Source organism: Collinsella aerofaciens (genome assembly GCF_025289055.1).
Classification (GTDB): Bacteria; Actinomycetota; Coriobacteriia; order Coriobacteriales; family Coriobacteriaceae; genus Collinsella.
Genome location: NZ_JAESIQ010000017.1, coordinates 1 through 19,189 on the forward strand (window position 1 = coordinate 1; position 19,189 = coordinate 19,189).

The window sequence follows — 19,189 nt, forward strand, 5'->3', positions numbered from 1 at the left end:
ATGCCGAAATGGCGCGAAGCACGCGGTTGACAAAACTATAGAGACACGTCCCAAATTGACTACTCAGCGACAAGGCTCCGTTCTCAGAATGATTTTTTAAGGCTCTGTTAGACCAGGATTGACATACATGTGTCCCCACGGTGCCATATCGTTGACCCCGTAGACCGCGATGATGGGGGCAGCATGAACGCCGAAGACCTGGTCCTCAACTTCAAGAAGGGCATGGCGGACCTCAGCAAGACCGAGCGCCGCCGCGCTATCGAGTCCGTCAGGGACGTGATCCGCGCGGCGGCGTTCGACGACGCGGCCGGCTCCGCCTACGAAATCGAACGCTGCCCGCGCTGCGGGTCCGCCGCGGTCGTGAAGAAGGGCAAATCGAAGAACGGCGAGCAGCGCTACCTCTGCCGGGGCTGCGGCAGGACCTTCGGCATGGGCAGCGAGCGCATCCTGGGGACGAGCAGGCTCCCGAAGGAGACCTGGATGGCCTACGCCGAGTGCTTCGTGCTCATGCTGCCCCTGCGCGAGTGCGCGAGGCGCTGCCGCGTCTGCCTCAAGACCGCCTACACCATGCGCCACAGGCTGATCGAGTGCCTCTCGGCCTACTCCCCCTCGTTCAGGGTCGAGCGGGGCTGCGGCTGCGAGCTCGACGAGACCTACTTCCCCGAGTCGTTCAAGGGCAACCACGCGAAGGGGTCGTTCACGATGCCGCGCCCCTCCCGGCACCGCGGCAAGCAGGTGCACAGGCGCGGGCTGTCGCGCGAGCGGATCTGCGTCATGACCGGCGTGAACGACTCGAACGAGACGTTCCTCGAGGTCACGGGGCGGGGCGCCCTTTCGAGGGAGCGCGCCATGGACGCGCTGAGGGGCCGTATCGCGGCCGGCTCGGTCGTCGCGACCGACAGGGCGGCCGTCTACGTCAATGTCCTCGCGGAACTCGAGGTCGCCGCGCACGCGGCCTACGACCCCAAGGACCGCTCCGGGGGAACCATCAACCGGATCAACACCGTCCACTCGCTCCTCGGCGCCTTCATGGAGCCGTTCAAGGGCGTGTCGACGAAGCACCTCGATGCCTACCTCGCCTGGTTCAGGTGGTGCCGAACCTTCATGGCGACCGATTCCGGCGCCGCCGGGCGCACGGTCGCGCGGCAGCTCGCGCACGGCGTCTGCAGGAGCCGCGTCCGCGACATGTTCAACGTGGAGCCGCCCTACATGGACTACTGGGCCGCGCCCGCCGCATAGAGGCGGTAGAATGGTCGCACCGCGATACACGAGGAGGGGTGAGGCCATGCCGTCGAACATACCGGCCACGACGATCCGCATCGACCCGGAGGTCAAGAAGGAGGCCACGGCCATCCTGGACGAGCTCGGCCTGTCCATGTCCACCGCCGTCAACGCGTTCCTCAGGGCGCTCGTCCGGGAGGGCGGGATGCCGTTCGAGATGAGGGTCAAGACGCCGGCGCCCGACGGGGAGACGGCGAGTTAGCCGGCAGGTCGGCATGTCAATCCTGGTCTAACAGAGCCTTTTTTAATCCCCGTCCCAGAAAAATCATCCCGCGCGGGCATTTGGCTCACGCGGGATGATGGCGTCTTATTTGTCCTGCTCCAGCAGATCGGACGGCGTGCGGTCGGGCTTGCCACCGCGGAAGATCTCGCGGCCATGCAGACGATGCTCCAGGTCACGTTCGGCCTTTTCCTCGTCAATCTTGGTCTGGCTCACCGACGGATCCTCAATCAGCGACGACACCGAGTTCACCTGCTTTTGAATGCGCTCGGCAATCGTGTCGTCCATGCTCACGATATGCATCTTCCAGTCGATGTTCGTAGCGGTCGATGAGCTCTTGGTCCACACGAACGTCAGAATGGCGCTCTGATGACCCCTCGCGGGGAACATGCCAAAGAAGGAATCATGCTGGATGTTGCTGTCCTCATCGATATAGGCATGCACGTTGTACACCACGCGGTCGATCTTATCGTTGAGCAGCGCGTTGGTCGCAAGCGCCGCGGCCTGGATCTGCCCGTTGGACAGCAGCTCGAGCTCGTTGGCAGGCGACGTGTCCAACACCGTTACCTCGACCGTGCCCGTACGTTCGTCCGCCTCGTCGACGGTAAAGTCGAGCGGGAACTGCGTAAAGCCGTTACCCCACTCAAGGCCGCCCTTCAGTGCCGTGGAAACGGTATCCACCGAAACACTCTCGGACAGGTTGGCAGTGTTCAGGCGGCGCATCACGCCGTAGCCAATCTGCATGCCCACGATCAGTACAAGGATGCCGATGACCACAGCCATAGCGGTCTTCGTAATGGTATGGCTCACCTGCGAGCCCGAAGGGTCGTCCTCGGACAGCGGGTCGATCTGTTTTGTCTGGCTTGCGCGATCTTCGCTGCGAAGCTGCGCCAGCACCGCCTTGTCGCCGCGCTTGGCCGCTGCCTCTTTTTCGCGCATGCGCTCGGTGCGCTTTTTGGCAAGCGTCGGATCCAAAACGCCGGATGCGTCGATCTCGGAGAATAACTCCGTCACTTCTTCCGGAGTCAAAGGGTTCTTCTCAGCCATATACTTCCTGTCATATCAATCAGTCGAGCTCGTGCGCACGCGCACCTTCGAACTGCATTCGATAGTAACGGGCATAGGTGCCGCCACGGGCGAGAAGCTGCTCGTGCGTGCCACGTTCCACAACGCGACCATGCTCGACGGTCGCAATCTCGTCGGCATGCTTAATGGTCGAGAGACGGTGGGCGATGATGATCGTGGTGCGACCGCGCGCCAGGCGCTCGAGCGACTCCTGCACCGCCTCCTCGCTCTCGTTATCCAAGGCGCTCGTCGCCTCGTCCAGAATCAGAATCTTGGGGTTCTTGAGAAACACGCGCGCAATGGCTACGCGCTGCTTCTGGCCGCCCGAAAGACGGCTGCCGCGCTCGCCCACGACCGTGTCGTAGCCCTGCGGCAGCGACTCAATGAAGGCATCGATATTGGCGCGGCGGGCGGCCTCGGCGACCTCTTCTGCCGTGGCGCCTGGCTTGCCGTAAGCGATGTTCTCGCCAATCGTACCGTCAAACAGATAGACATCCTGCTGCACCAGGCCAATGGCGCGGCGCAGGCTCCGCTGCGTCACGTCGCGCACGTCTTGGCCGTCGATGCTGACGGATCCAGCAGCCACGTCATAAAAGCGCGGCAGCAGCGAACACGTTGTGGACTTGCCACCGCCCGAGGGGCCAACCAGGGCAATGGTCTGTCCGGGCTTGATGGACAGGTTCATATGGTCGATCACGGAGCGAGCTTCTTCGCCTGCGCCGAGCTCAACGTCCTCGTAGCTAAAGCACACGTCGCGATATTCAACCGCGCCAGCCGTCACCTGCAGGTCCGCGGCATCCGGCTTGTCCTGGATATCCGGGGCGGTCGAAAGCACCTCGTCCATGCGCTTAAAGCCGGCGATGGCCTTCTGATACGTCTCGGCCGAATTGACGAGCGTCTCGAGCGGAGTGCAGAACAGTGAAATGTAGAGCGCGAAGGTCGCCATATCGACCGCCTGCAGTTGGCCTTGCGCCACCAGCCAACCACCCAGCAGCACCACGATCACGTACAACACGCCCGAGAGCAGGCCATACGTCGCAGTGTAGACGCCCATGGCGTGATACATATTCTCCTTGGACGAAAGATAGCGGTCATTGGAGGCGCGGAACTTGGAGCGCTCAGCCTCCTCGTTCGCAAAACTCTTGACCACGCGCATACCCGCCAGCGAATCTTGCAGCTGAGCATTAATACCGCCGATCTTTTTGCGGTTGTCGCTAAAGACCTCGCGCATGCGCATGTTCTGCCAAAACATGATGACCGCAAACACCGCCGTCACCACGGCCATGGCGAGCGCCAGCACCGGGGCGATGGTAAAGAGGATCACAAACGAGCCGATAATCTCGATGTCGCAGATGATGACCCACTCGGGCACGTGGTGCGCCGCCTCGCAGATATCGAACAGGTCGTTGACCACGCGGCTCATCATGTCGCCCGAGCTGTTGCGGTCGAAGTACGCAAAGCTAAAGCGCTCATACTGGTCGAACAGGTCCTCGCGCATTTTGGACTCCATGCGCGCACCCATCACGTGACCCCAATAGCTCACAAAGTAGCGGCAGGCGCAGCGGACGGCATACATCAGCACCAAGCCCACCGCGATCATGCCGAGCGCCTGCATAATGGCAGCCTGACCCTGAGTAAACAGCCCACCGGTCAAATTGCGCAGGATAATGGGAAACGCCAGGTCAATGGCGGCAAGCACCAGAGCACAAACAGTATCAGCAACAAAAAGCCCCATCTGGGGCTTGTAATACGAAAGAAACCTCTTCAGCATGTGATCCTCAAAGAAATATCAGCAACGTAAGGCCCTGGGACAAAGCAATCAGTAGTACTTGTCCCAGGGCTATCCCCACTCGTTACAGTTCGGCTCCGCCCAACCTATGTGCGATGCTATCGCAGGCCAAGGCGCCTACGACGGTCTTGGCGTCTTCGATCTTGCCGTCGAGCACGGCGTCGATCAGCTCGTGCAGCGGCACCAGGTCCACGTTGACAAACTCGTCATCATCGGGGTTGGGCGCATCGAACTCGAGCTTGGTAGCCAAGTAGATGTGGATGATCTCATCGCAAAAACCGCAGGACGTGACAATCGACGTCAAAAAGCGAATACGACCAGCCCTAAAGCCCGTCTCCTCATGCAGTTCGCGCTTGGCGCAATCGAGCGGGTCCTCGCCCGGGTCGAGCTTGCCGGCGGGAATCTCGACCGTCACGCGGTCGATGGCGGTGCGGTACTGACGCACCAGTACGATCTTGCCGCTCTCGGTCAGTGCCACAACGGCCGCCGCACCCGGATGGCGAACGATATCGCGGGCGCTGCGGTGACCGTTGGGCAGCTCGACCTCAAGACGGTGGACGTCGAGGATCTTGCCCTTCCAGGCGCACTCCTCCGAAAGAATCTTCTCGTGCAGCCCGGCATCGTGCGGGTCGTCGTCGCCCAGCACCAGTGCCGGCTCGTCAGCGACCTCGCCACCAGGCTCGCCCTCGGCGTGCCCATACATGCGGCTGTCCTCTTCGACGATCTGCGCGTCCACGAGCTCTTCGTTCTTCTCGTCCATCCGTCTCATTCCTCTCGGATTTTAGGCATCCCAGGCGTCGCGGCCGCGCAGCGCGCGCAGACCGATGTCGTGACGCAGGGTCTTGCCCTCAAAATCAATCTTCTCGCAGGCCTCGTAGGCAAGGTTGCGAGCGTTCTCGAACGTGTCGCCCAGAGCGGTCACGGCAAGCACGCGGCCACCATTGGTCACGAGCTGGCCGTCCACCACGGCAGTGCCCGCGTGGTACACGGTCACGTTCTCCATGGCCTCGGCATCGGCGATACCGGTGATGACCTTGCCCTTCTCGTAGCTGCCGGGATAGCCCGCGCTCGTCAGGACAACGGCCACGGCCCACTCGTCGCGCCAGTCGAGTTCAATCTGATCGAGCTCGCAGTTGGCACAAGCCAGCATGACCTCGACCAGGTCGTTCTTAAGGCGCGGCAGAACGACCTGCGTCTCGGGGTCGCCAAAGCGGGCATTGAACTCCAGCACCTTGGGGCCGGCAGGCGTGAGCATAAAGCCGCCGTACAGGCAGCCGCGGTAGTCGATACCCTCGGCAGCGAGCTCGGCCACGGTCTGCTCCATGACCTTCACCATGGTGGCGTGCTCCTCATCGGTCACGATGGGCACCGGGCTGTAGACGCCCATGCCACCGGTGTTGGGGCCCTTGTCGCCCTCGAGTGCACGCTTGTGGTCCTGCGAGGTGGCCATGGGGCGCACGGTCTTGCCGTCGGTAAAGGCCAGCAGCGAGCACTCGGGACCAACGAGCATCTCCTCGATGACCACGGTATTGCCGGCATCGCCAAAGGTGCCGCCAAAGCACTCGCGCACGGCCTCCTCGGCCTGCTCAAGTTCGGTCGCCACGATAACGCCCTTGCCCGCGGCAAGGCCGTCGGCCTTCACGACCAGCGGGGCGCCCTGCTCGCGCACGTAGGCGAGAGCCGAAGCCTCGTCGGTAAACGAACCATAGGCTGCCGTCGGAATGCCCGCACGCTCCATGAGCTGCTTGGAGAACAGCTTGGAGCCCTCCATCTGGGCGCCCTCGGCACCCGGGCCAAAGCAGGGAATACCCGCCGCGCGCACGGCGTCGGCCACGCCCGCCACGAGCGGAGCCTCGGGGCCAATTACCACGAGTCCGCATCCGTGGCTCTGCGCAAACGCCGCCACGGCCGCAGGATCGCAGTCGTCGAGAACAACGTTCTCGCCGCAGCTCGCGGTGCCGCCGTTACCCGGCGCGATGTAGAGCTTGCCGGCGCGCGGTGATGCTGCGAGCTTAGCTGCCAAAGCATGCTCACGGCCGCCGCTGCCCAACAACAGGATGTCGATGGTTTGAGTGTCCGCCTTCAAGGGTGCCTCCTCTATGGATGAACGGCCCGCTCCGCGCGAGCCCTTTGCAAGCAAATATACCCCTCGGCCGCCCGTCCGGGCTGCAAAGGGGTATATCGCAATAACCAAATAGTCCCGATTACTTCCAGAATCGGTTGATGATCTGCTCGCGACCAGCGCCAACGCCAATGAACGTCACGCGGGTGTGTGCCAGATCCTCGATAAACGCCACGTAGTCCTGAGCCTCCTGCGGCAGCTCGTCAAAGCTGCGGCAACCGGTGATATCGCACTTCCAGCCAGGGAGCTCCTCGTAGATGGGCTTGGCATGCTCAAAGCGCACCTGATGCTCGGGCACGCTGGTGTAGCGCTCGCCATCGACGTCGTAGGCCACGCACACCTTGATGGTGTCGAAGGCCGAAAGCACGTCGAGCTTGGTCACGGCGATGTCGGTGAGGCCGTTGACGCGCGAGGCATAGTTGGCGATAGGGCCGTCGAACCAGCCGCAACGACGACGGCGACCGGTGGTCACGCCGTACTCATAGCCCTCCTCGGTCAGCGTGTGACCGGCCTCGGACTCATAGGAAAGCTCGGTGGGCATGGGGCCCGAACCGACGCGGGTGATATAGGCCTTCATGACACCCAGCACGCGGTCGACGTTCTTCATGCCCACGCCGGAGCCGGTGATGGCGCCGCCGGCGGTGCAGTTGGAAGACGTCACGTACGGATAGGTACCGTGGTCGATGTCGAGCAGCGTCGCCTGGGCGCCCTCAAACAGCAGGTTCTTGCCCTCATCGATCATGTTGTTGAGCAGCAGGCTCGTCTCGGTGATGTAGGGACGCAGGCGCTCGGCCATCGGCAGGTACTCGTCGCAAATCTGGTCCACGGTGTAGGTGGGCAGGTTGTAGATGAGCTCGAGCTCGGGGTTCACACGGGCGAGAGCGGTCTCCAGCTTGTCGCGGAACAGCGCCTCGTCGAGCATGTCCTGCATGCGCAGGCCAATGCGCGCCATCTTGTCCTGATAGCACGGACCGATGCCGCGCTTGGTGGTACCGATGTTCTTCTTGCCGAGCTTCTGCTCAAAGGCGCCATCCAGATCGATGTGGTACGGCATGATGACATGCGCGTTGCCGCTAATCTTGAGGTTCTTGGTGGTGATGTCGTCGGCCTCGAACATATCGATCTCCTCAAGGACAACCTTGGGGTTGACGACGCAGCCGTTACCGATCACCGACACGTGGTCGGAATACATGATGCCGGAGGGCACCTGGTGCAGGCCGTACTTCTTGCCGTTGACGACGATGGTGTGACCTGCGTTGTTGCCGCCCGAGTAGCGCACGACGGCATCGAAGTCGCCGGCGACTAGGTCGCAAATCTTACCCTTGCCCTCATCGCCCCACTGGGCACCGACCAAAACGGTTGACGGCATGTTTACTCCTTACATTCATGGACTGTCTACGCGCCACGCCGGCACGCAGAAGCACAAAACATTCCCAGTATACCCGTGCAACGGGCGCCTGTCCTACTCCTCGGCATGTGCCCCATCAAGCTCATAGAACTTGGTGGATGCCGGCAGGAACATCAGGTCGACGTCGCCGATCGGGCCCGAACGGTTCTTGGCCACGACGATACGCGTGACGCCCTCGTCGGGTCGATCGTCGCGCGAGGCCTCGGCCTCGTCGGCGGAGCGGTCCAAGAACATAACGATATCGGCGTCCTGCTCGATGGAGCCCGATTCACGAAGGTCGGAAAGCTGCGGGCGCTTGCCGGTGCGGGATTCGACCTGACGCGAGAGCTGCGACAGCGCGATGAGCGGGATCTTGAGCTCCTTGGCCATGATCTTCAAACCACGCGACATCTCCGAGACCTCGACGGTACGGCTCTCGGAGCGGCGTCCCGGCGGAGGACTCACTAGCTGCAGGTAGTCCAGGATGATGATTGCCTTCTCCTTGTTATGGAGCATACGGCGACTCTTGGCGCGAATCTCGGTCACTGTGGTGCCGGGCGTATCGTCAATCAGAATATCGAGCTTGGACAAGGTCTGCGTGGCCTCGTTGATATTGGCCCACTGCTCGGGGCTAATGCGGCCCATGCGGAAGTCACTGATCGAGATCATGGCGTAGGCGCAAATCAGACGCTGGGCAATTTCCTTGCCCGACATCTCCAGCGAGAAGAAGCCGACGGTATAACCGGCGGCGGCAGCGTTGAGCGCCAGATTCAGGGCGAACGATGTCTTACCTACAGCAGGGCGGGCGCCGATAATGATGAGCTGGCCCTCGCGGAAGCCCATGAGCATGCGGTCGAGCGACGGGAAGCCCGTGGGCACGCCCGCAGCCTGGCCACCGGCCTGGCACACTTCCTCGGCCTCGTTATAGGCCTCGACCATAAACTCGGTCAGCGTCTTGTAGCTCGACTTGACCTCGCGTGCCGTGACCTTGAGCAGCTTGCTCTCGGCCAGCTCGACAACCTCTTTGGTGTCGGTGGGGGCGTTATATGCCAGCGCGTTGATCTCGTTGGTGGCGCCGATCAGCTCACGCAGCATCGAATCGCGGCGAACGATGGCGGCATGGTGCTGCCAGTTGACGAGCGACAAGGTCTGACCCATCAACTCCAAAATGTACGCTTCGCCGCCCACGGCATCGAGCTTGTTGATGCTTCTCAGGTAATCGATCAGCGAGATGGAGTCGATGGGAATGCGGCTGTTGTACATATCGACCATCGCGGTATAGATGGTCTTATGAATGGGCCGGTAGAAGTCATCAGGCTGCAGCTCGACCTGGGCCTCTTCGACCACCTCGGGCGATAGCAGCATAGCGGCCAGTACATTGGCCTCTGCATCTTGGTTTTGGGGAAGACCCAACTTTGAGCCGCGGTCCTCGACCGTCAGCCCGGTCTCCCTATCGTCATATGCCATGAGCATCCTCATTCATATCGCTTGCGAGCATCCATAGTATCAGCCACGGTCCCAAAACGCGCCGCGCGCCGCCAATCATCACCGAACCAAACGGATGAACGGTCCCACGAATAGACCTCACCGCAACGCCCCCTATGGCGCTCGCATCGCGCTAAAAAGCAAAAAGGGCGCCCTGGCTTCCCAGAGCGCCCTTCTTAGAACAAGATTGTTGCGTTGCAGCAAATGCTACTCGGCAGCAGCCTCAGTCTCGACCTCGGCGGTCTCGGCCTCGGCGACCTCAGCGGCCTCCTCGACCTCAGCCTCGGCAGCGAGCTCCTCGGCGGTAACGCCGACGAGAACGACAACCTCGGCCTTGATCTCGCGGTACAGCGAGATGGCAACGGTGTGGGCACCGGCAACCTTGATGGGCTTACCGAGCTCGACGCGCTTGCGGTCGATGTCCATACCGAGCTGAGCCTTGATGGCGTCAGCGATCATAGCGGCGGTAACGGAGCCAAAGAGGATGCCCTCGTCGCCGACCTTGACGTCAACGGTGACCGTCTTGCCCTCGAAGGCAGCCTTGGTCTCGTTGGCGGTAGCCAGACGGACGGCCTCGCGCTTGGCGATGTTGTTGCGACGCTCGTCAAGCTGCTTGAGGTTGCCCTTGGTGGCGGCAACAGCGAGCTTCTTGGGGAACAGGAAGTTCTCAGCGTAACCCTGAGCGACCTCTACGACGTCACCCTCGCCGCCCTTGCCCTTGATCTCATCGAGAAGAATAACCTTCATGATGCGTCTCCCTTCTTAGCCGCGGTCGCGGTTGCCACGAGAGGAAACCACGGGGACGGTGTACGGCAGGAGAGCCATCTCGCGGGCGCGCTTGATGGCGTTGGCGATGTCATGCTGATGCTGCGTGCAAGCGCCAGTGACGCGACGGGGCTTGATCTTGCCACGGTCGGTCATGTACTTACGGAGAAGCTGAGTGTCCTTATAGTCGATGAACTCAGTGTTCTCCTTGCAGAACTGGCAGTACTTACGACGCGGCTGACGTGCAGAAAAATCATTAGCCATGTCAAAATACCTTTCATTTGGCAACTTCGGCGAACCGAAGCCGCCTCTCACTCAAAAATAGGTGAACACCCTTAGAACGGGATGTCCTCATCGTAGACGTCGACCGCGGGCGGCGTGGCCACCGGTGCGGCAGGACGTGCTGCGGGCGCGGGAGCTGCGGGGGCGTAACCGCCCTGATCGTAGCCACCCTGGCCACCACGGGAGCTCATAAACTCGATCTCATCGACGATGACCTCAAGCTTGCTCCGGCGCTGGCCGTCGCGCTCCCAAGAGCTGTAGCGCAGCTTGCCCTCGATCGCGACCTTGTTTCCCTTTGCCAGGAAACGGCTCACGGCCTCGGCGCGGGTGCCGAACATGGTGCAGTCGACAAAGTTGGGATAGTCCTCCCACTCGCCAGTCTGCGCGTTGCGGCGACGATCGTTCACGGCGACGCCAAAGGACAGAACCTGGGTTCCGCCGGCGGTGGCGCGCAGCTCGGGATCGCGGGTGAGGTTACCGGTGATGTTCACTCGATTGATGCTCATAACTCACTACTTCCTCTTGGGGCACAAGCCCAGTCCAAAACGACAGTCTTACTCCTGGTCGTCGCGACGGACGATCATGTGGCGGACCACAGCGTCGGTGATGCGCAGGACGCGATCAAGCTCGGCGATCTGGGTAGGATCTGCGTGGAAGTTGATGAGGGTGTAGTCACCATCGGTGAGGTCGTTGATCTCGTAGGCGAGCTTGCGCTTGCCCCACTCGTCAACGGAGTCGACCTTGCCAGCGCCCTCAGCGATCGTGGTATCGATACGCTTCATAACAGCGAGACGAGTCTCGGGGTCGAGCGACGGGTCAACAAAGAACAGCAGTTCATAAGCCTTCATATTGTCACCTCCTCTGGGCAAATGTGGCTTCAGGTCGTGAAGGTGCGCCTGAAGCAGGAAAAGACTTGGTAATAATATCTTTCAACCTCCCAAGCCGCAAGAATATGCAGCTACAACCTCATGACCTCCACATATGCCCATACTCGCACCACGTTTCATGCGCATTCCAACCAAATGCCGACCAAAAGCTTGACAGATCTGTGGACAAGATACGGTGCCGTGGGGACAAGCTGAGCCAAGCCGCAGGTCAACGGGCACAAGGCTGTGGTCGCAAAATGCATACCAGTGGTCCACAGCACCACCCAAAGATTTTTAAATTCATTGCCAAGTCGCTTATGAATACTCCTTTTGAACAATTGAGTTGATCAACCACGCTGGTCGGAAGCCGTTTTTTGGCACCTCAAACCCCACTGCAACGCCAAGCGCGGCCAAGCGTTTTAAAAAATGCCAACTTTTCTGTTTGCACTTTGCGATTCCTCGTGTATACTGACTTTCGCATTTAACGGAGAGTTGTCCGAGTGGCCGAAGGAGCACGATTGGAAATCGTGTAGGCGTCAAAAGCGTCTCCAGGGTTCAAATCCCTGACTCTCCGCCAGTTAATTCCAAAGCAGGCCTTCGAGCCTGCTTTGTTTTTACCCCACGCGGAGGGGTGGCAGAGTGGTTGAATGCGGCGGTCTCGAAAACCGTTTGGCCTGTATAAGGTCACGAGGGTTCGAATCCCTCCTCCTCCGCCATTTAGATTGAGAAAGCTCCCGGGAATGGGAGCTTTTTTGTTTTGAGTCCCTAACAAGCAAATACGGCGGAGGAGGGATTCGAACCCGCCAGGGCGCGGAGCGTAAAGAAAACGCGCCAGCGGCGCGTTTTTAGCGCAGCGCGGTCGGCGTAAGCCGACCGGATAAATTTTGAGCAAAGCTCAAAATTTGGACATCCCTCCTATTCGACCACACCCCCATCGTGGTCGATCCCAGCCCATATCTCAAACATGTACACCACCCTCCAAAGATGTCAAAAAATGTCGTTTTTGGAGTGTGATGTACATGTTTGCGTATGACGCGCACCAAGCATGAGTCGATTTGTTCGCATCCGGTATATTTCCCCACCTCAACGGACATAAGAGTTTGGTGTCAGCTCGAAGCGAGAGGTCCCCAAATGGATACTCCTGTTCTCATTTCGCATAAAACGGCGTGGCTCGTCCATCATGCACCGCGAAACCTGGTTCAAGCCGTCGCACAACGCGACTACCAGATAGGCGTGCGGGGCCTCTCTACCCAGCAACGCATCGCGCGCATTCGGCAGGCACTTACCGACTGCGGCATTCCGTCCACCATGCTCAAGACTATCGACATCTCCGTAGTATTTGCTTTCGAGCGAATTCGCACCAACGGTGTCACTTGCCACGTTCTCGGCCAAAACCTACCCTACGACCATATTGACGAGCTTACGCCCGGCATCTTTATCACCGACGAAGCCTTCACCGTCGTGCTCGCTGCCGAGTGGATGGATAGGATCGAATACCTCGAGTATGGTTACGAAGTTTGCGGCGACTATCGCATGGGGCTCAATCCCTCTGACCCTTACACTGAGCAACCAACCACCACCTCCAAGGACGAAATTGTCGAGCTACTCGATCGGCACCCTGGCAAACCCGGCGCCACACGCGCCAGACTCGCGCTCAGACACATCTACGACCACTCAGCCTCGCCCATGGAGACCGCATCTTCCATCGCCCTCTCGCTCCCAACAAGCGAAGGCGGCGTTGGTATCCGAGGTATCGAACTCAACAAACCGCTCGAAATCCCTCAGCGTCTCTGGCATTGCGCAAAAGCCCGAACGCTCAAAATCGACGCTCTTGTTACTTATCAGCGCAGAGAACTCGGCATCGAATATAAGGGCGGCTTTCACGATGAGACCGAGCGCAAGGGAGCGGACGCGGAGCGAGAGGCCGTGCTCGCCCAAATGGGATATCGAATCGTTGCGCTCACCTCGGCACAGTTCGCAAGTCAACTTGCCTTTCATCGCGCCATTAACAGCATTCGCGAAGCACTCGGTATGCCCCGCTGCACGGACGCCGAGTACCAGCGAAAGCAGAACGAACTGCGCAAGGCACTTATCCGCAACTGGAAGAGCGCGCAGGGCGAAGACGCGCCTTCCGAGTAGCGTCATCCCAGCACGCCCCAACCAAAACATGTACATCACCCTCCAAAACCGACATTTTTTGACATCTTTGGAGGCTGATGTACACGTTTGATGCCTACGCCCGCATCCAGTCCCGACCGTTTGCCGAGCAATAGGATCGCAATCGGCGCCGAACATGTACTATGTACGGGCATTGTCTAAACCCGCAACCCAAAGGACCCCATCTTGCCCGTCGTCGCTGCCGTAACCATTACCTCACATGCCTCGGATGCCATGGTCGCTATTCCGTTTTGGCTCGAGATGTTCGCCGTCGTCGCTGCATCGATCTCGGGTGTACTGGTTGCGCGCGAGCACAAGCTCGACCTGGTGGGCGCGGTCGCGCTCGCGGTGGTCTGCGGTCTGGGCGGCGGTCTCTTGCGCGACATGACGTTGCAGGTGGGCAACGTCTACATCCTCAACCAGCCAATGGCGCTGCCGCTTTCCATTGCCACGGCAGCCATCATCTACATTTTCCCGGCAATCGTCGACAAACCCGAAAAACTCATTCCCCTGCTCGACATCATCTCGGTCGGCATCTATGCCGCCACCGGAGCGGACAAGGCGCTGGTCTACGGCTTTGCACCGGCGGTGTGCATCATGATGGGCTTTTTTACCGCGGTGGGCGGCGGCATGTTGCGCGACGGCTTTATGGGCGTGGTTCCGGGCATTTTCCAACGTACTAACTTTTATGCCATCGCCGCCATCGCCGGATCGACAAGCTATGTGTGTCTCGTTATGAGCGGCATCATGAGCAATGTCGCCGCGCTGGTCGTATGCGTTGTCGTGACCATGGGTCTGCGCTGGCTCTCGCTGCGCTTTGACATTAAAAGCCCCACCGAGGAAGACATCGCACGCTTTTTGCACCGCAAAAAATAGGTGGCGCGGGCCCATCCTTCGAAATGCAACCGAGAGGTTCTTTTAGAGCGCCCGCGCGTTGGGTACCCTGTTAGGTATATGCCAAACACCTAACAAAAGGATTAACCATGGCTTTCAATCAAACCGCGGCGGCGCCGTCACACAAGATGCGTCGCTGCCTGCTTATGGCATTCGCGCTCATCGCGCTGGCGATCACCGCGCTTCCCACGGCATCGTTCGCCGGCACGGACACCGCAGGCAACGTACTTGCGACCGACAATGACGCCAATCCGTCCGGCGTCGAAGGTGACCTGTACTGGGCAGGTCAGGCCCTCAACTTGGACGATACGTCCATCGACCGCGATATCATCGCCGCGGGCGATACTCTCTCGATCCGCGACTGCACGGTGGGCGGCGCCGTCCGCTTGGCGGCGCGCACCATCGACATTGCCAAGACTACGGTTGATGGCAGTGCGACCGTTGCCGGCCAGCATGTCGTGCTCAATTCCGGCAGCACCGCCAACTGTTTCTATGCGATAGGCGAAACGGTTGCCCTGCGCGGCTCCACCAAGTCGGCAGCGCTTGCGGGCGATACGGTGACTATCGATGGCACCGTCGAGGGCGATGTTGAGGTTTGGGCCGACAAACTCATCCTGGGCAAAAACGCCCACATCACCGGCACCGTGAACGCGCACGTCTCCGAGGACCCCGAGCGCGCCGCGGGAGCCGAGGTCGGCGCGCTCAAGATCGACCGCACCGAGAACGAGGATACTTCCACCGTTAACGATGTCATCGGCGGTATCGTCGCCGCGGCACTCTCGACCTGCTTTGTCGCTCTGCTTCTCGAGCTCGTCTTTCCGCGCGCGACCGCCGGCGCCGCCGGCATGCTCCACCAGCGCCCCATGCCCCTGTGGGTGAGCGGTCTTCTGGGCACGATTGCTATCGCCCCCGCCGTCCTACTGCTGATTATCTCTATCGCTGGTCTGTCGCTTGCTGGAACCCTCTTGTGCGGCGTTATCGGCATCGCATTGGTGTCGAGTGCCTTTTCGGGGTGCGCGCTCGCCCGCATGGTCGGACACAACCAGAACCGCTACGCCATGGCAGCCGTGGGCGGCATAATCGCAGGCGCCCTCACGGGGCTTCCCCTCGTAGGTGACTTCATCAGCGGCGTGGCCTTTGTCTTTATGCTCGGCTACGTTATCCAGATCATCTGGCGAAACGCCCGCCTCAAGCCGCAGCAGCCGGCTAACACGCCAGGACTCCCCACCGCTTAGCCACCAACCACCACAAAGGGACCAGGCACCTTTGTGGTGGTGCAGACCAGCTCAGTCCCTATGCACAAAAAGGGCGCCGACCATTACGGTCGACGCCCTTTCTTGTTAGACGCTATAAAGTCCAGCGCTTATTTGTTGACCTGGCCGGCGCGGACGGCGGCCTTCTTGCGGTCGGTGGCGTTGAGCAGGCGCTTGCGCAGGCGGATGTTCTTGGGGGTAATCTCAACCAGCTCGTCGTCGGCGATGTACTCCAGCGCCTCCTCCAGCGAGAAGGTGCGGGGCGGCACCAGCTGAACGGAGATATCGGAGGTCGAGGAACGCTGGTTGCCCAGGTTCTTGGTACGGGCGATGTTGACGACCATGTCGCCAGCCTTGCTGCGCTCGCCCACGATCATGCCCTCGTAGCACTCGGTGCCCGGCTCAACAAAAAGCTGGCCGCGCTCCTGCAGCGTACCCAGAGCATAGGCAACGGCCTTCTCGGTGGTCATGGAGATCATTGCGCCGTTCTGACGGTTGCCGATCTCGCCGGCGTAGGGACCGTACTCCAGGAAGGTGTGGTAGAACACGCCCTCGCCGTGGGTGACGTTCATGATGCGGTTCTTAAGGCCCATGATGCCGCGGGTCGGGATCTTAAACTCGAGGTGCGTCACGATACCCGAGGTATCCATGCTCGTCATGATGCCACCGGAGGTACCGAAGACCTCAACGACCTTGCCCGAGTACTCGTCCGGGCACTCAACGACGGCCTGCTCGACAGGCTCCATCTTGTTGCCGTTCTCGTCCTTCTTAAACAGAACGCGGGGACGGCCGACCTGGAACTCAAAGCCCTCGCGGCGCATGGACTCCATCAGAACGGACAGGTGCAGAATGCCGCGGCCCGAGACCTCGACGCCGCTCTTGTCCTCGAGCTCCTCGATCTTCATGGTCACGTTGTTCTCGGCCTCGTTGAACAGGCGCTCCTTGAGCTGACGGGCGCCCACGATGTCGCCGTCGCGGCCGACAAGCGGGGAGGTCGAAGCCTCAAAGACGATGGACAGGGTCGGCGGGTCGATCTCGATGGGCTCGAGCTCGACAGGGTTCTCGGGATCGGTGTAGACATCGCCGATATCGGTGCGGTCGATACCCACGACAGCGGCGATGTCGCCGGCGCCGACTTCCTGGCACTCGGTACGGCCCAGGTAGTCGAAGGTAAAGAGCTGCTTGACGGTGGCGGTAGCGCTGGAGCCGTCGTTCTTGACAACCAGGATCTGGTCGCCCTGGTGGATGGCGCCAGAGTACACGCGGCCGATACCGATGCGGCCGACGAAGTTGGAGTGGTCGATGGTCACGCACTGCATGGCCAGCGGGGCGTTCTCGTCAACCTCGGGCGCGGGCATGTCGTCGATAATCATATCGAGCAGCGGGTACATGTCCATGTTGCCGTCGTTGGGGTCAAGACGGGCAAAGCCGTTCATGGCGCTGGCGTAGACCACGTGCTCCATGGCGAACTCAAGCTGGTCGTCGGTGGCGCCCAGGTCGGCCATGAGGTCCAGGCAGTCGTTGTAGGCCTTCTCGGGGTTGGCGCCCGGACGGTCGATCTTGTTGATGACGATCATGATCTTAAGGCCGGTGTCGATAGCGTGACGCAGCACGAAGCGGGTCTGGGGCATGGGGCCCTCAAAGGCGTCGACCAGCAGCAGGGCGCCGTCGGCCATACGCAGCACGCGCTCGACCTCGCCGCCAAAGTCGGCGTGGCCCGGGGTGTCGATGACGTTGATCTTGACGTCCTTGTACTCGATAGAGATGTTCTTGGCGAGAATCGTAATGCCGCGCTCGCGCTCCTGGTCGTTGGAATCCAGGACGCGGTCCTCGACCTGCTGGTTGGCACGGAAGGCGTCCGTGGCACGCAGGAGCTTGTCGACCATCGTCGTCTTGCCGTGGTCGACGTGAGCGATGATGGCGATGTTCCTCAGATTGTCTACGCGCATGTAGTTCCCCTATCTTCTATCTATATACAACCGGCACGCGTATGCGACCCACCCAGCAATGCAACGCTCGGCGGGAATATTGAGCCTTTTACCGAAAACTCGTTTATTTTAGCGATTTTAGATGAGAGGGGTTTCCTCACCTGCAGGTTCAGGGTCGCTCCACATAAAACCATCGCCGGCGCCCATGCCCTCATACAGCACATATGCCGAAAAACCGCTCTCGAGCGTGGTTTCGAAGAAGCTCACGAGCAGAGCATCGTGATAGCCGCCGTCAATCTCGACGCAGCCGGTGTAGCCGATGGCATAGCGAGCGATACGGCCCAGGCCCTCGTCCTTAAGACCCATCTTGTGCTCGGAGATAAAGTTGGTGGCCGCCTCGAGGCACGCCTCTTCGCCGTCCTCGTCGAGCGCCGCCAGATAACGGTTGGAAGCGGCGTCCTCAATTGCCACGACCACGCCAGGGTTTTCACCGGCGGCAAGGTCGTCCAAGAACGCGCCGATCAGATCGCACACCATGGCGTCGAGCTCGGCGGAGACGTTACCGGCGTCCTGCATATCCTGTGCCATCTTTAGACCTTCCCATCGAGTCTGGCGTCGTTACAGTTCTTGTGCCTCAGCAGCGATCTTAGCGGCAGCGTCGCGGGCGCGCATCATATCCATCGCGCGCTTGTCGAGTACCTTGATCTGACTGGTCAGCATGACCGCATCGACCACGCCCCAGATCATAAGGCCCGTAGAGATCGAAAACCCAAGCGCACCAACTGTACCACGAAGGCGCGAACAGATTGCCGCGACAAGGGCGGAGACGACAACCATCTTGATAAACGAGCCGCGGCGTTCGCGAAGCGTGCGGGCCTGCGTCACATAGGCAATGCGAGCCGCCTCAGAAGCCTCCGAGCGCATCTGGGCCTCGCGCGCAATGGCCACCGCCTCAGCCGACATACCGCCGGCCATCAGCGAACGCTCCGCAGCCTGGACGCCCCGCATTTAGAAGTCATCGGGGGAGAGCGTATGGACGAACTCGTCGAACTTCTCGAACTCTTGCTCGTCGTCGACTTCCTCGGCATGGGCAGAAACGGTGCCCAGGCGATTCATGATGTCGTCTTCAACGAACATGGGGGCATTACTGCGTACGGCGAGGGCGATGGCGTCGCTCGGACGCGCATCGATCTTATGCTCGTTGCCATCGGCCAACACGACAACCGTCGCGTAAAACACGGGCGGCTCGGCGCGAACGATTTCGATGCGTTCGAGCTTGGCACCCAGGGCACCAACAGTATCGAGCAACAGGTCATGGGTAATCGGGCGCTCGGTGCGACCGCTATCGATGCCGCGGCTGATGGCAGCAGCTTCAAACGAACCAGTCTGAATGGAAAGGGAACGCAGTGGCGCGGGCGAGTCCGATTTGCTGCAGCGCTCGCGAAGCACGATAAGCGATGGCACGGGACCGGCGGCCATGACGATGGTCTCTATGTCGACACGAACCATGGAACACCTCCGGTACGTAGCGGTTAACACGCGGCAGCTCCACCGCATTGAATAGCTATACTACCCAATCTTTCGCACAGCACACAAAACCAAAATGAGATTTATCGCAGACAAGAAAAAAGCCCCGAGGCAACGCCCCAGGGCTCTTCACAGTTTTGATGGTGGACCTGACAAGATTCGAACTTG

Annotated in this window: 19 protein-coding genes and 3 tRNA genes (1 of these 22 cut by a window edge); 7 read left to right on the forward strand and 15 right to left on the reverse strand. The window is 60.5% G+C overall.

The genetic code is table 11. The annotated features are described in order from the left end of the window. Positions 1–183: 183 nt before the first annotated feature. Complete coding sequence (locus tag JMJ97_RS06195; RefSeq protein ID WP_260699547.1) at positions 184–1,239, forward strand: IS1595 family transposase; 1,056 nt, start codon at positions 184–186, stop codon at positions 1,237–1,239. 46 nt (positions 1,240–1,285) lie between these two features. Further along, positions 1,286–1,483: a type II toxin-antitoxin system RelB/DinJ family antitoxin gene (locus JMJ97_RS06200; protein WP_217750366.1), complete on the forward strand. Its 198-nt coding sequence runs from the start codon at positions 1,286–1,288 to the stop codon at positions 1,481–1,483. A gap of 105 nt (positions 1,484–1,588) precedes the next feature. Here the strand turns inward: JMJ97_RS06200 and JMJ97_RS06205 are convergent, their stop codons facing one another. The 10 genes from JMJ97_RS06205 to rpsF form a co-directional block, all read right to left on the reverse strand. Next, positions 1,589–2,548, reverse strand: a complete 960-nt coding sequence (locus JMJ97_RS06205; RefSeq protein WP_260699548.1) for a hypothetical protein — start codon at positions 2,546–2,548, stop codon at positions 1,589–1,591. 19 nt (positions 2,549–2,567) lie between these two features. Continuing rightward, complete coding sequence (locus JMJ97_RS06210) at positions 2,568–4,337, reverse strand: ABC transporter ATP-binding protein (RefSeq protein ID WP_260699549.1); 1,770 nt, start codon at positions 4,335–4,337, stop codon at positions 2,568–2,570. Between the two features lie 82 nt (positions 4,338–4,419). Continuing rightward, positions 4,420–5,115, reverse strand: a complete 696-nt coding sequence (locus tag JMJ97_RS06215; RefSeq protein ID WP_260699550.1) for an NUDIX domain-containing protein — start codon at positions 5,113–5,115, stop codon at positions 4,420–4,422. 21 nt (positions 5,116–5,136) lie between these two features. Continuing rightward, complete coding sequence (purD, locus tag JMJ97_RS06220; RefSeq protein ID WP_161160905.1) at positions 5,137–6,441, reverse strand: phosphoribosylamine--glycine ligase; 1,305 nt, start codon at positions 6,439–6,441, stop codon at positions 5,137–5,139. Between the two features lie 118 nt (positions 6,442–6,559). Then, positions 6,560–7,846, reverse strand: a complete 1,287-nt coding sequence (locus JMJ97_RS06225; protein WP_260699551.1) for an adenylosuccinate synthase — start codon at positions 7,844–7,846, stop codon at positions 6,560–6,562. 93 nt (positions 7,847–7,939) lie between these two features. After that, a complete protein-coding gene (dnaB, locus tag JMJ97_RS06230) occupies positions 7,940–9,337 on the reverse strand; it encodes a replicative DNA helicase (RefSeq protein WP_006235827.1) in 1,398 nt (465 codons plus the stop codon). Positions 9,338–9,556: 219 nt separating this feature from the next. Next, complete coding sequence (gene rplI, locus JMJ97_RS06235) at positions 9,557–10,096, reverse strand: 50S ribosomal protein L9 (RefSeq protein ID WP_022094073.1); 540 nt, start codon at positions 10,094–10,096, stop codon at positions 9,557–9,559. 15 nt (positions 10,097–10,111) lie between these two features. After that, positions 10,112–10,378, reverse strand: coding sequence for a 30S ribosomal protein S18 (rpsR, locus tag JMJ97_RS06240; RefSeq protein ID WP_006235829.1), 267 nt, complete (start codon positions 10,376–10,378; stop codon positions 10,112–10,114). Positions 10,379–10,449: 71 nt separating this feature from the next. After that, positions 10,450–10,902: a single-stranded DNA-binding protein gene (locus JMJ97_RS06245; protein WP_006235830.1), complete on the reverse strand. Its 453-nt coding sequence runs from the start codon at positions 10,900–10,902 to the stop codon at positions 10,450–10,452. Positions 10,903–10,950: 48 nt separating this feature from the next. Beyond that, on the reverse strand, positions 10,951–11,244 hold the full coding sequence (rpsF, locus tag JMJ97_RS06250) for a 30S ribosomal protein S6 (RefSeq protein ID WP_006235831.1): 294 nt from the start codon (positions 11,242–11,244) through the stop codon (positions 10,951–10,953). Between the two features lie 504 nt (positions 11,245–11,748). On the opposite strand from rpsF, the gene JMJ97_RS06255 reads away from it, so the two are divergent. The 5 genes from JMJ97_RS06255 (at position 11,749) to JMJ97_RS06275 (ending at position 15,548) form a co-directional block, all read left to right on the forward strand. After that, positions 11,749–11,839: transfer RNA gene (locus tag JMJ97_RS06255), tRNA-Ser, on the forward strand. A gap of 48 nt (positions 11,840–11,887) precedes the next feature. Beyond that, positions 11,888–11,978 (forward strand) — tRNA-Ser (locus JMJ97_RS06260). 415 nt (positions 11,979–12,393) lie between these two features. Continuing rightward, positions 12,394–13,401, forward strand: a complete 1,008-nt coding sequence (locus tag JMJ97_RS06265; RefSeq protein ID WP_260699555.1) for an endonuclease domain-containing protein — start codon at positions 12,394–12,396, stop codon at positions 13,399–13,401. Between the two features lie 204 nt (positions 13,402–13,605). Beyond that, positions 13,606–14,295, forward strand: coding sequence for a trimeric intracellular cation channel family protein (locus JMJ97_RS06270; RefSeq protein WP_260699557.1), 690 nt, complete (start codon positions 13,606–13,608; stop codon positions 14,293–14,295). Between the two features lie 107 nt (positions 14,296–14,402). Then, positions 14,403–15,548: a bactofilin family protein gene (locus JMJ97_RS06275; RefSeq protein ID WP_260699558.1), complete on the forward strand. Its 1,146-nt coding sequence runs from the start codon at positions 14,403–14,405 to the stop codon at positions 15,546–15,548. Positions 15,549–15,676: 128 nt separating this feature from the next. Here JMJ97_RS06275 and typA read toward each other — a convergent pair whose 3' ends face one another. From typA to JMJ97_RS06300, 5 genes are all read right to left on the reverse strand, one after another. Next, positions 15,677–17,515 (reverse strand): translational GTPase TypA, encoded by a 1,839-nt coding sequence (gene typA, locus JMJ97_RS06280; protein ID WP_055287536.1) that lies wholly within the window; start codon positions 17,513–17,515, stop codon positions 15,677–15,679. A 117-nt stretch (positions 17,516–17,632) separates the two neighbouring features. Then, positions 17,633–18,082 carry a hypothetical protein gene (locus JMJ97_RS06285; RefSeq protein WP_089572580.1) on the reverse strand — a complete coding sequence of 150 codons (450 nt, stop codon included), beginning with the start codon at positions 18,080–18,082 and terminating at the stop codon, positions 17,633–17,635. Positions 18,083–18,112: 30 nt separating this feature from the next. Beyond that, positions 18,113–18,502 carry a hypothetical protein gene (locus JMJ97_RS06290; protein WP_260699560.1) on the reverse strand — a complete coding sequence of 130 codons (390 nt, stop codon included), beginning with the start codon at positions 18,500–18,502 and terminating at the stop codon, positions 18,113–18,115. After that, on the reverse strand, positions 18,503–19,003 hold the full coding sequence (locus tag JMJ97_RS06295) for a bifunctional nuclease family protein (protein ID WP_260699561.1): 501 nt from the start codon (positions 19,001–19,003) through the stop codon (positions 18,503–18,505). A gap of 159 nt (positions 19,004–19,162) precedes the next feature. After that, positions 19,163–19,189: transfer RNA gene (locus JMJ97_RS06300), tRNA-Ile, on the reverse strand (it continues 150 nt past the right edge of the window).